Below are 11716 nucleotides of genomic sequence, written 5' to 3' on the forward strand. Positions count from 1 at the left end.
CCTATGCGCACGATGCGGTTCAGTGCCCGCGGTTAATCCATTCCTCCAGGTGAGGGGCCTCGGCGCCGATGGTGGTTGAGTCGCCGTGGCCGGTGAGGACCTTGGTCTCGGGCGGGAGGGTGAGCAGTTTGTCGCGGATGGAGTCGATGATCGTCGGGAAGTGCGAGAAGGAGCGGCCGGTGGCGCCGGGGCCGCCCTGGAAGAGGGTGTCGCCGGTGAAGACGGCGCCCAGTGCGGGGTCGTAGAGGCAGACCGCGCCGGGCGCGTGCCCGGGGGTGTGCAGCACGGTGAGGTCGGCGCCGGCCGCCTCGATGACCTGGTCGTCCACGAGGAGCCGGTCGGGGTCGCGGTCCGGGTGGGTCATCCGCCACAGCGGCAGGTCGTCGGGGTGCAGCCAGATGACCGCGCCGGTGCGGTCGGCCAGCGCGGGCGCCGCGTCGATATGGTCGTTGTGGGCGTGGGTGCAGATGATGGCGGTGAGCCGGCGGTCGCCGACGGCGCGGGCGATGGCGTCGGCGTCATGGGCGGCGTCGATGACGATCGCCTCGTGGTCGTCGCCGACGATCCAGACGTTGTTGTCGACGTCCCAGGTGCCGCCGTCGAGGGTGAACTGCCCCGAGGTGACGAGCTGTTCGATGCGTGCGGTCATCAGAGCACCACCACCGAGCGCAGCACGTCGCCCTGGTGCATCCGCTCGAACGCCTTCTCCACCTCGTCGAGTTGGACGGTCTCGGTGACGAACGCGTCGAGCGGCAGCCTGCCTTGCAGATGCAGGTCGATGAGCATCGGGAAGTCGCGGGAGGGCAGGCAGTCGCCGTACCAGCTGGACTTGAGGGCGCCGCCGCGGCCGAAGACGTCCAGCAGGGGCAGTTCGAGCTTCATCTCGGGGGTGGGGACGCCGACGAGGACGACGGTTCCGGCGAGGTCGCGGGCGTAGAAGGCCTGCTGGTACGTCTCCGGGCGGCCGACCGCCTCGATGACGACGTCGGCGCCGAAGCCGCCGGTCAGCTCGCGGATGGCCTCGACCGGGTCGTTCTGCTTGGAGTTGACGGTGTGGGTGGCGCCGAGGGCGCGGGCCTTCTCCAGCTTGCGGTCGTCGATGTCCACGGCGATGATCTTCGCCGCGCCGGCGAGGTCGGCCCCGGCGATGGCCGCGTCGCCGACGCCGCCGCAGCCGATGACGGCGACCGAGTCGCCCCGCCCGACCTGGCCGGTGTTGATGGCGGCGCCGATGCCGGCCATCACACCGCAGCCGAGGAGGCCCGCGACGGCCGGGGAGACGGCCGGGTCGACCTTGGTGCACTGACCGGCGGCGACGAGGGTCTTCTCGGCGAACGCGCCGATGCCGAGGGCCGGGGAGAGTTCCTGGCCGGTGGCGGCGAGGGTCATCTTCTGCTTCGCGTTGTGGGTGTTGAAGCAGTACCAGGGGCGGCCGCGCAGACAGGCCCGGCAATTGCCGCACACCGCACGCCAGTTGAGGATGACGAAGTCACCGGGGGCCACCTCGGTGACACCGTCGCCGACCGACTCCACGACACCGGCGGCCTCATGGCCGAGGAGGAAGGGGAAGTCGTCGGAGATGCCGCCCTGCTTGTAGTGCAGATCGGTGTGGCAGACACCGCAGGCCTGGACGCGTACGACGGCCTCGCCCGGCCCGGGATCCGGCACCACGATCGTCTCGACTCGTACGGGCTCGTTCTTGCCCGGTGCGATCACGCCGCGTACTTCCTGCGCCATGCTCTGGTTCCTTCCATCGAATGCTTACGGTGCAGACCCTACGCGCGTCCGTTGGGCGGCGGGACGGGCCACGGCGGTGACCGTGGATCTTTCCCCCGGGGGCACCCGAGTGCTCCCTGGGACACCCGGGAACTCTCGGGAACGCTCGGGAGCGCTTGATCTGAGGAACGCTTATGAATTGCACAAGAATCGGATCGAATGACGACGTTCGATGATGGCGATTCCTTTACGAGGTGCCGGAACCCGACCGGTCCGGGTGCTTACCCGACCGTGCCTTCATGGGGGCATGCTCGCTGATGGCCGTAAGGGACGTACCGCATTCCTGTTCTCGGCCGGTGCCTCGCCGCGCCCTGGAACGGGACGTGAACTCGCGGCGGCTTTCCCGCTGTTCGCGAAGACGCTGGACGAGCTGTGCGCGCGTCTGGATCCCTATCTCGAACTGCCCTTGAAATGCGTGATGTTCGCGACGCCCGGCACCCGGACGGCGACGCTGCTGGGCCGGTCGTCGTACGCCGGACCGGCGCTCTTCGCGCTCCAGGTGGCGCAGTACCGGCTGCTGCGGAGCTGGGGCGCCCGCCCTGATGTGCTGTTCGGGCACGGGGCCGGGCGGATGGCCGCCGCGTACGCCGCCGGGGTCTTCTCGCTCGCGGACGGCTGCCACGCGGTCGGCACCCTGGCCCGGCTGCTGGACGGCGCTCTGGGCGAGGCGGCCCCGCAGGCGCTGCTCACCGCCTACGGCCGTACGCTCGCCACGCTGCACCCCTGCCCGCCGCGGCTCCCCCTCGTCTCCGACGTCACCGCCCGCCCGGTCGGCGTCGAGACCGCCGAGCCGGGGTTCTGGCTGCCGGGCCCGGGGACCCGGCGGTTCGCGGACGTGGCCGCCCTGCTGCACCGGGACGGGGTGCGGACCTGGCTGGAGCTGGGCCCGGCGGACACCCTGACCCGCGCGCTGGCCGAGGACCTGCCGCCCGGCGCCGCCCCGGCCCCCGGCTCGGCGTACGCCGTGGCCCGGGACTGGGCGGAGCTGGACACGGGCGGCGGCACACGGCTGCGCGGAGCCCCGGCGTGACGCGTCGGCTCAGGCCCCCACGGCCGGGAGCAGGCCGGTCACCGGCGCCACGATGTCGGTGACCTGGTGGAGTTCGCTGAGCTGGTTCAGCTGGCTGACCTGGTTCAGGGCCTTCAGCTGCTGGGAGGCCGTGGGCAGCTGGGCCCGCTGCTCGGCGGGGATGTCGCCGGCGGTGAGCGAGTCGAGCACGGTCATCGGGTTGATCCGCCCGGTGTGCGAGGCGCTCGCGTCGGCCGCGCTCGCGAGGGGTGCGGCCAGGCCCGTGACCCCGGCGGCGAGTCCGAGGACGGCGACGATACGGCGTGTTGAGATCATGCCCTCAGCAACGGCGGCGGCCCCCGGCCGGACACGGGCGGCGACCCGCGCTCACTCGTGAGGCGGAGCGCGCCCCGTGCGCTTGCCGAGGCCGCCGGGGCGCGGGACGCTCGAAGACGGGTCCGTACGGTCCGCCGCGCGCCGGACCGCGAGCCCTTGAAGGAGGTCACCATGGGCACCGCGACAGGCTCCGCCTTCGACACCGAGGCACTGCGCCGGGGCATCGAGGGGAACACCGGGAACACCCTGCTGTCCCTGTACGCGGACGACGCGGAGATCCGCGTCATCGACCGCAACACCCAGCCGAGCCACCCCAGGATCCTGCACGGCCGCGGCGAGATCGCCGAGATGCTCGACGACGTCTACCGCCGCGACATGATCCACAAGTTGGACCGGTGCGTGGTGCAGGGCGACCACGCCGCGTTCACCGAGTCCTGCCAGTACGGGGACGGCACCCGCGTCCTCGCCGAATCCATGATCACCCTGCGGGACGGGAAGATCGCCGAGCAGATTCTGATCCAGGCATGGGACGAGTAGGCAGGAGGTTCGCGCGGATCCAGGTCAGCTCCCGGCTGACCTGGACCTTCTCGGCCCGCGCGGTGGTGGGCCGGGCGCGGCCCCGGCGCCGCGGGCCGGTCTCCGCGGCGGGCGCGCCGGTGACGGTCTCCGCGGCGGGCGCGCCGGTGACGGGCGCGGTGCTGCGGTCGGTCCTGAAGGCGGTGCGCGGACGTCCCCCGGCGGCGGTGCCGCGTGCGTCGCGGCTGCCACGGGTGCCGAGGGTGCCACGGGTGCCACGGGTACGGCGCGGCCGGACGCGGTGAGCCTTCCGGGCGGTGCGCGTGCGGCGCGGGCCGGATCGCGCCCGCTCCCCGGCCCCGTACGCGCCTCGGTTACGCTGTGCGCGGGCCGTGACTGGCGCTGAGGTGGAGTACCACCGGGGAGCGGTCCGCATGGTTGCCGCGCGCCTGGGCGAAAGACATCGATCCAGCTCAGGAGTGTGCCGCATGACCCAGGCCCGTCTCATGGACGGAACCGCCCTCGCCCGCCGCATCGTCGAGGACACCGCGCGCCGGGCGGCCGAACTCACCGCGCGCACCGGTGTGGTGCCCTGTCTCGCGACCGTGCTGGTCGGCGAGGACCCGGCGTCCGTGACGTACGTACGGATGAAGCAGAACCGCTGCCGCGAGGCCGGTGTCGCCTCCCGGCACGTGGCCCTGCCCGCGAGCACGTCCACCGCCGAACTGGTGGGCACGCTGCGGGAGTTGTCGGCCGATCCGGCGGTGCACGGGATCCTGCTCCAGCATCCGGTGGGCGATCACGTCGACGAGCGGGCCGCGTTCGAGGCGATCGCGCCCGAGAAGGACGTCGACGGGGTCACCTTCGCCTCCTTCGCCACGATGAGCTTCGGCCTGCCGGGCTTCGTGTCCTGCACGCCGGGCGGCATCCTGCGGCTGCTGGACGAGTACGGCGTCGAGCCGGCCGGGAAGCGGGCCGTGGTGGTGGGCCGCAGCGCGATCCTCGGCAAGCCGGTGGGCATGCTGCTGCTGGCCAGGGACGCGACGGTGACGTACTGCCACTCGCGTACCCGAGATCTGTCGGCGGCGGTCCGCGAGGCGGACATCGTCGTCGCCGCGGTCGGCCGCCCCCGGCTGCTGCGGGGCCAGGACATCAAGCCCGGCGCGGTCGTGATCGACGCCGGCTACAACGCCGGGAACGTGGGCGACGTCGACTTCGACTCGGCCGTCGAGCGGGCCTCCCTGATCACCCCGGTCCCGGGCGGCGTCGGCCCGATGACGATCGCCACGCTGCTGGAGCAGACGGTGACGGCGGCGGGGGCTGCCGCCGGAGGGCTCAAGGCGGCCTGACGACGGAGGACGGGGGGCGGGGCAGAGCGGTCAACTCCCGCCGTGCCGGTCGTACTCGGGCGCACACGGCGGGAGTTGACCACGCACGACGCAAGTCGTCAGCGCACGACGCAAGTCGGTCGCGTACGGCGGAAGTCGGTCGCGTACGGCGGAAGTCGGCCGGGTCCGCCCGGACGTGTGCGCACGCCCCCGCCTCCACGCTCCCCCGCTCACCCCTCCGTCAGCACCATCCTGAACCTCGCGCCGCCCGACATCATCTTCCGGTACGCCGCGTCCGCCTCCGTCAGCGGAACCTTCTCCGTCATCGGGCGGATGCCGTGCAGGACGCTGAACGCCATGGTGTCCTCGACGTCCTGCGAGGTCCCGGAGGGGTGGCCCCGGACCACGCGGGCGGCCATGAGGAGCTGGTTGGGGTTGATGTCGAGGGGGGCGATGTCCGCGCCGATGACGACCAGTTCACCGCGGTGGCTCAGGCCGTCCACGGTGGCGGAGATGGCCTCGGAGTTGCCGGCGGTGGCGAGGACGACCTTGGCGCCGCCGAGGGACCGCAGCGCCTCGGCGACCGGAGTGGCGGCGGTGCTGTCGACATAGTGGTGGGCGCCGAGCTGCTTGGCGAATTCCGCCTTCTGGGGGCCCCGGGCGATCGCGACCGTCTCGAAGCCCATCGCGACCGCGTACTGCACACCCAGGTGCCCGAGGCCGCCCAGGCCGAGCACCGCGACCAGGTCGCCGGGGCGCCCCGCGCTGCGCCGCAGTCCGTTGAACGTGGTCACACCGGCACAGGCCAGCGGTCCCGCGTCGCTCGCGGCGAGCGCGTCGGGGATCCGGGCCAGGGCGTCGACGGGTGCGATCACCTGCTCGCCGAAGCCGCCGTCGTAGGCCCAGCCCGGCACCTTGAGGCTCTCGCACACGATGAAGTCGCCCTCGCGGCAGGCCCGGCAGTGGCCGCAGCTGCCGCCGAACCAGCCCACGGCCACCCGGTCGCCGACCTGCCAGCCACGCTCCCCCGCCCCCTCGCCCAGCTCCGCGATCCGCCCGGCGATCTCATGTCCGGGCACCTCGGGGAAGGTGATGCCCGGCACCGCCGCGCTGACGAACAGCGCGTCGCTGTGGCAGACGCCGCACGCCTCGACGGCGATCCGCACATGGCCGGGCCCCGGCCGCGGCACCTCGCGCTCGACCACCTCGAACGTGCCGTTCGCGGCGGGCACTTGGGCGACTCGATAGCTACTCATGGATCTCTCCTGAGAAGGGGGTCTCTCCTGAGAAGGGGATACGAGCGTGGGCGATACGGCCGAGCGGTGGTGCCGGACGCCGCTCTCCCGAACGGGCCGGTACGGCGGTCCGCCCCCGACCAGCAGACCAGTTCCCGCGCGATCGCGCGCGCCGAACGGCTTCGATTCGTCGTGACGCAGCGTGTCGGCCGATCACGTTCAGTGCGGTAATACGCTCCCCCTCCAGTAATGGATCAACGCTCAACAAACCGGCCGCCTCAGCGCTCGCCGGGTCCACACCCCGGCCATAGAGTGACCTACATCACGCCGGACCGGCTGATCTCCGCTCCTGCCCGCACGGTCTGGAGGGCGCATGACGCACATCACGGTGAACGTGGACGGCACGACCTACGAGGACGACGTGGAGCCGCGGCTGCTCCTCGTCCACTACCTGCGTGACCGTCTCGGCCTGACCGGCACCCCGATCGGCTGCGACACCTCCAACTGCGGGGCGTGCACCGTCGACCTGGACGGCGCGACCGCCAAGAGCTGCTCGGTGCTGGCCGTCCAGGCGGACGGCTGCGCGGTGACGACCGTGCAGGGCCTTGCGAAGGACGGCGAGTGGACACCGCTCCAGCGCGCCTTCCACGAGCAGCACGGACTCCAGTGCGGCTACTGCACCCCCGGCATGATCATGGCGGCGCGCGATCTCCTGCGGGAGAACCCGCACCCCACCGCCGAGGAGGTGCGCGGCGCCCTGGAGGGGAACCTCTGCCGCTGCACCGGCTACCAGAACATCGTGCGCGCGGTGCTCGCCGCCGCCGGAGGGCCGGACGGCCCCGGCTCCGGCGATCACGCGTGGGACGCCTCGGGGGCGCAGGTCACCGAGGAGGTCGGGGCATGACCGAGCAGGCCGTGGCGGGCGAGGCCGGGCGGGAGGTCGGCCGGTCCCGGCTGCGCAAGGAGGACGCCCGGCTGATCACCGGCCAGACCACCTGGACCGACAACATCCAGGTCGCCGGGATGCTGCACCTGGCCGTGCTGCGCAGCCCGATGGCGCACGCCCGCATCACCCGCGTCGATGTCGCCCCCGCGCTCGAACGCCCCGGTGTCCTCGCGGCGTTCAGCGGCGCGGACCTCGCCGAGGGGCTCGGCTCGCTGCCCTGCGCGTGGCCGGTGACCGAGGACATCGTGCTGCCCGGCCATCCGCCGATCGCGGTGGACGAGGTCCGCTACGCGGGCGACCCGGTGGCCGTCGTCGTGGCCCGCGACCGGTACGCGGCGGCCGACGCGCTGGAGGCGATCGAGGTCGACTACGAGCCGCTGCCGCCGGTCCTCGACCTGGAGGACGCGCTCGCCGAGGGCGCCCCGCTGGTCCACTCCGACAAGGGCACCAACCGCTGCTACACCTGGCCGCTGGCCACCGGCGAGAGCTTCGAGGCGGTCCGCGAACGCGCCGAGGTGACGGTCAGGCGGCGCTACCACCAGCAGCGGCTCATCCCCGACGCGATGGAGCCGCGCGCGGTCGTGGTCACCCCGCTGGCCGCGTCCGGCGAGTACACCGTGTACTCGGCCACCCAGATCCCGCACATCCTGCGGATCATGCTCGCGACGGTCACCGGCATCCCCGAGCACAAGCTGCGGGTGATCGCCCCGGACGTCGGCGGCGGCTTCGGCTCCAAACTGCAGGTGTACGGCGAGGAGGTGCTGGCCCTCGCGGTCGCCCGCAGGCTGGGACGGCCGGTGAAATGGACCGAGTCACGGTCCGAGGGCCACCTCGCCACCCACCACGGGCGCGGCATGATCCAGGACATCGAGGTCGCGGCCACCCGGGAGGGCCGGCTGCTCGGCCTGAAGGTGGACCTGCTCGCGGACATGGGCGCCTATCTGATGCTGGTGACCCCGGGCATCCCGATCCTGGGCGCGTTCATGTACCCGGCGATCTACAAGATGGACTCCTACGAGTTCACCTGCACCGGCGTCTTCACCACCCGCACCCCCACCGACGCCTACCGGGGCGCCGGCCGTCCGGAGGCCACGTTCGCCATCGAGCGGATCATGGACGAGCTGGCCGCCGAACTGGGCCTGGACCCGGTGGAGTTGCGGCGCCGCAACTGGATCCGGCACGAGGAGTTCCCGTACACCACCATCGCCGGACTGACCTACGACAGCGGCGACTACGAGGCGGCGACCGCGAAGGCGCTCGCCCTGTTCGGCTACGACGCGCTGCGCGCCGAGCAGCGCGAGCGCGCCGGGCGCGGCGATCCGGTGCGCCTCGGGATCGGCGTGTCGACGTTCACGGAGATGTGCGGCCTGGCGCCGAGCCGGGTGCTGCGCGACCTCAGGTACGGCGCGGGCGGCTGGGAGGCGGCGAGCATCCGGATGCTGCCCACCGGCAAGGTCGAGGTGGTCACCGGGACCAGCCCGCACGGACAGGGCCACGAGACCTGCTGGAGCCAGATCGCGGCGGACGTCCTCGGGGTGCCGTTCGAGGACGTCGAGGTGCTGCACGGCGACACCAGGTCCTGTCCGCAGGGCATGGACACCTACGGTTCGCGTTCGCTGGCCGTCGGCGGCGAGGCCGTGCACCGGGCGGCGACCACGGTGGTCGACAAGGCACGCAAGGTGGCCGCGCATCTGCTGGAGGCGAGCGAGCAGGACCTGGAGTTCCGGGAGGGCGTCTTCTCCGTGAAGGGCTCCCCGGAGGCGCGCAGGTCCATCCAGGAGATCGCCTTCGAGGCGTTCACCAACCACGATCTGCCCGACGGCGTGGAGCCGTCCATCAACGCCGAGCACGTGGTCGACCCGGAGAACTTCTCCTTCCCGCACGGCACGCATCTGTGCGCGGTCGAGGTCGACACGGAGACCGGGCGGACGCGGATCAGGTCGTACGTCTGCGTGGACGACGTCGGCCATGTGGTCAACCCGATGATCGTCGAGGGGCAGGTGCACGGCGGGCTCGCGCAGGGCATCGCGCAGGCGCTGTACGAGGAGGCCGTCTACGACGACGAGGGCAATCTGGTCTCCGCCAGCATGGCCGACTACCTCCTGCCCTCGGCCGCCGATCTGCCGGAGTTCGTGACCGACCGCACCGAGACCCCCGCGTCGTCCAACGCGCTCGGCGTCAAGGGGGTCGGCGAGGCCGGGACGATCGCCTCGACGCCCGCCGTGGTCAACGCCGTCGTGGACGCGCTGCGGCCGCTCGGGGTGACCGACGTACGGATGCCCTGCACCCCGGAACGGGTGTGGCGCGCGGTGAGGGAGGCGACGGCATGATTCCCCCGGCGTTCGAGTACGCCCGCCCCGAGAGCGTCGAGGAGGCCGTACGGCTGCTCGGCGAGGCGGGCGACGAGGCGAAGGTGCTGGCCGGTGGGCAGAGCCTGCTGCCGCTGCTGCGGTTGCGGCTCGCCTTTCCCGGACTCGTCGTGGACGTGGGCCGGATCCCCGGTCTGCGCGGGGTCCGCGAGGACGGCGACATGCTGGTGATCGGCGCGCTCACCACCCACCACGAGGTGATCCACGACCCGCTGGTGCGCCGCCACGCGGGTCTGCTGGCCCGGGCGACGGCGACCGTCGCCGATCCGGCGGTACGGCATCGGGGCACGCTCGGCGGCTCGTTGGCGCACGCCGACCCGGCCGGTGATCTGCCCGCGATCGTGCTGGCGCTGGACGGTGAACTGGTCGCCGTGGGCCCCGGCGGCCGACGCACCCTCCCGGCCCGGGAGTTCTTCGTCGACTACCTCCAAACCGGGCTCTCTCCCGATGAGTTGCTGGTGGAGGTGCGGTTGCCGAAGGCGGACGGCTGGGGCTTCCACTACGAGAAGTTCCACCGGGTGGCGCAGTCCTGGGCGATCGTCGGGGTCGCCGCGCTGGTGCGCCGGGAGAACGGGCACATCGCCGAGGCACGGGTCGGCCTGACCAACATGGGCGCGACCCCGCTGCGCGCGGCCACGACCGAGGCGGCGCTGGCCGGGGCCGACGGGCCGGACGCGGTGGCGCGTGCCGCCGCGCGGTCGGCGGCCGAGGGCGCCCGGCCGGGGCGGGACGCGTCGGCCGCGCCCGACTACCGGGCGCATCTGGCCGAGGTGCTGACCAAGCGGGCGGTGCTGGCCGCCGCCGGGATGGGGTGAGCGCCGATCACCCGGATGGACGGCCCGGACCAGGTGCGGGCCCGCCTGGCGGAGACGGGGTATCTCGTCGACGAGGGGCTGGCCGTCACCTGCTACCTGGCGCTGAGGCTGCACCGGCCGCTGTTCTGCGAGGGCGACGCGGGCGTCGGCAAGACCGCGCTCGCCTCCGCCCTCGCCGAGGCGCTCGACGCGCCGCTGATCCGGTTGCAGTGCCATGAGGGCATCGACGCCTCCCAGGCCCTGTACGACTGGGACTTCCCGCGTCAGCTGCTGCATCTGCGCGCGGCGGAGGCGGCCGGGGTCAAGGACGCGGACCGGCTGGAGAGCGAGCTGTACGACCGGCGGTTCCTCGTCGCCCGGCCGCTGCTCCAGGCCCTGCAGCGGCAGCCGTCGGTGCTGCTGGTGGACGAGATCGACCGCGCCGACGACGAGTTCGAGGCGTTCCTGCTGGAGCTGCTGTCCGAGTACGCGGTGACGATCCCGGAACTGGGCACGCTGCGCGCCGAGGTGCCGCCGGTGGTCGTCCTCACCTCCAACCGGACCCGGGAGGTGCACGACGCGCTGAAGCGGCGCTGCCTGTACCACTGGTTCGACCATCCCGGCTTCGCCCGTGAACTGGCCATCGTGCGCCGTCGGTTGCCCGAGGTGTCGGCGCGCCTGGCCGAGCAGGTCACGGTGCTCGTCCAGGCGTTGCGCGGCGCGGACCTGGTGAAGCCCCCGGGGGTCGCGGAGACCATCGACTGGGCCGAGGCGCTGGACGCCCTGGGTGCCACGGAGGTGGACGCGGAACTCGCCGTCTCCACACTGGGTTCGGTCCTGAAGTACCGGGAGGACATGGACCGGGCCAGGGGGCTCGACCTGGCCGCGGTGCTGGCGGCGCGGGGGGTGTGAACGGCATGGCCGTCGGCGGGCGGGGGGAGGCCGGGGAGTCCGAGGCGGCGGCCGCGGGACTCGCCGGGGCGGACGCCGTACTGCTCGGCCTCGTACGGGCGTTGCGCGCGGCCGGGGTCGAGGCGAGCACCGAGCGGATGTACGCCTTCCTGCGGGCGGTGGCCGTGCTGCGGCCCGGGATGCGGGCGGACGTGTACGCGGCGGGGCGGGCGACGCTGTGCGGGGGGCCGGACGATCTGGAGCGCTACGAGCGGGTGTTCGCCGCCTACTTCGGCGCCGCCGAGGGCTCCCCTCTCCCACCTACGGTCCGCACTCCGCAACCGCCTCGGCCGCGGCTGCGCGCACGGGACGCGGCCGGTGGCAGCCGTACCCCCGGCGAACGCGATCCGCTGGGCCCGCCCACGGCGGCGCTCGCCAGCGCGACGGAGGTGCTGCGGCACCGTGACGTCGCCGCGCTGGACGCCGCCGAGCGCGCTCAACTCCGCCGGCTGCTGG

General features: G+C 73.0%; 12 protein-coding genes, 1 pseudogene and 1 riboswitch. Of the genes and pseudogenes, 9 read left to right on the top strand and 4 right to left on the bottom strand.

Translation table 11 applies throughout. From position 1 onward, the window contains the following. Window positions 1-19 precede the first annotated feature (19 nt). Both ACLF5H_RS32890 and ACLF5H_RS32895 read right to left on the bottom strand, forming a co-directional pair. Window positions 20-649 (bottom strand): MBL fold metallo-hydrolase, encoded by a 630-nt coding sequence (locus tag ACLF5H_RS32890; protein ID WP_421679659.1) that lies wholly within the window; start codon window positions 647-649, stop codon window positions 20-22. Continuing rightward, a complete protein-coding gene (locus tag ACLF5H_RS32895) occupies window positions 649-1737 on the bottom strand; it encodes an S-(hydroxymethyl)mycothiol dehydrogenase (RefSeq protein WP_421679660.1) in 1089 nt (362 codons plus the stop codon). The genes ACLF5H_RS32890 and ACLF5H_RS32895 overlap by 1 nt, the downstream gene beginning before the upstream one ends. 286 nt (window positions 1738-2023) lie before the next feature. Here ACLF5H_RS32895 and ACLF5H_RS32900 point away from each other — a divergent pair, with 286 nt between their 5' ends. After that, entirely contained in the window at window positions 2024-2806 is a 783-nt protein-coding gene (locus ACLF5H_RS32900; RefSeq protein WP_421679661.1) for an acyltransferase domain-containing protein, read from the top strand. Window positions 2807-2815: 9 nt separating this feature from the next. Here the strand turns inward: ACLF5H_RS32900 and ACLF5H_RS32905 are convergent, their stop codons facing one another. Beyond that, a complete protein-coding gene (locus ACLF5H_RS32905; RefSeq protein ID WP_421679662.1) occupies window positions 2816-3121 on the bottom strand; it encodes a hypothetical protein in 306 nt (101 codons plus the stop codon). 171 nt (window positions 3122-3292) lie between these two features. Here ACLF5H_RS32905 and ACLF5H_RS32910 point away from each other — a divergent pair, with 171 nt between their 5' ends. The 3 genes from ACLF5H_RS32910 (at window position 3293) to ACLF5H_RS32920 (ending at window position 4986) form a co-directional block, all read left to right on the top strand. After that, window positions 3293-3658: a nuclear transport factor 2 family protein gene (locus ACLF5H_RS32910; protein ID WP_421679663.1), complete on the top strand. Its 366-nt coding sequence runs from the start codon at window positions 3293-3295 to the stop codon at window positions 3656-3658. Then, the gene (locus ACLF5H_RS32915) at window positions 3646-3942 is read left to right on the top strand and encodes a hypothetical protein (protein ID WP_421679664.1); all 297 of its coding nucleotides are present in this window, start codon (window positions 3646-3648) and stop codon (window positions 3940-3942) included. Before ACLF5H_RS32910 ends, ACLF5H_RS32915 begins: the two co-directional genes overlap by 13 nt. A 77-nt stretch (window positions 3943-4019) precedes the next feature. After that, window positions 4020-4099, top strand: a riboswitch (ZMP/ZTP riboswitch). A 26-nt stretch (window positions 4100-4125) separates the two neighbouring features. Continuing rightward, on the top strand, window positions 4126-4986 hold the full coding sequence (locus ACLF5H_RS32920) for a bifunctional 5,10-methylenetetrahydrofolate dehydrogenase/5,10-methenyltetrahydrofolate cyclohydrolase (RefSeq protein WP_421679665.1): 861 nt from the start codon (window positions 4126-4128) through the stop codon (window positions 4984-4986). Between the two features lie 209 nt (window positions 4987-5195). On the opposite strand, the gene ACLF5H_RS32925 is transcribed toward ACLF5H_RS32920, so the two are convergent. After that, window positions 5196-6221, bottom strand: coding sequence for an alcohol dehydrogenase catalytic domain-containing protein (locus ACLF5H_RS32925; RefSeq protein WP_421679666.1), 1026 nt, complete (start codon window positions 6219-6221; stop codon window positions 5196-5198). 352 nt (window positions 6222-6573) lie between these two features. On the opposite strand from ACLF5H_RS32925, the gene ACLF5H_RS32930 reads away from it, so the two are divergent. The 5 genes and pseudogenes from ACLF5H_RS32930 to ACLF5H_RS32950 form a co-directional block, all read left to right on the top strand. Beyond that, window positions 6574-7104: a (2Fe-2S)-binding protein gene (locus tag ACLF5H_RS32930; RefSeq protein ID WP_421679667.1), complete on the top strand. Its 531-nt coding sequence runs from the start codon at window positions 6574-6576 to the stop codon at window positions 7102-7104. Then, window positions 7101-9476 (top strand): xanthine dehydrogenase family protein molybdopterin-binding subunit, encoded by a 2376-nt coding sequence (locus ACLF5H_RS32935; protein WP_421679668.1) that lies wholly within the window; start codon window positions 7101-7103, stop codon window positions 9474-9476. Before ACLF5H_RS32930 ends, ACLF5H_RS32935 begins: the two co-directional genes overlap by 4 nt. After that, window positions 9473-10330: an FAD binding domain-containing protein gene (locus ACLF5H_RS32940; protein WP_421679669.1), complete on the top strand. Its 858-nt coding sequence runs from the start codon at window positions 9473-9475 to the stop codon at window positions 10328-10330. Before ACLF5H_RS32935 ends, ACLF5H_RS32940 begins: the two co-directional genes overlap by 4 nt. 15 nt (window positions 10331-10345) lie before the next feature. After that, on the top strand, window positions 10346-11221 hold the full coding sequence (locus tag ACLF5H_RS32945; protein ID WP_421679670.1) for an AAA family ATPase: 876 nt from the start codon (window positions 10346-10348) through the stop codon (window positions 11219-11221). Between the two features lie 5 nt (window positions 11222-11226). Further along, window positions 11227-11716: pseudogene (locus tag ACLF5H_RS32950) on the top strand (hypothetical protein); the annotation flags it as partial.

The sequence above is a fragment of the Streptomyces sp. LaBMicrA B280 genome, assembly GCF_049222185.1.
In the GTDB taxonomy this organism is placed as follows: Bacteria; Actinomycetota; Actinomycetes; order Streptomycetales; family Streptomycetaceae; genus Streptomyces; species Streptomyces murinus.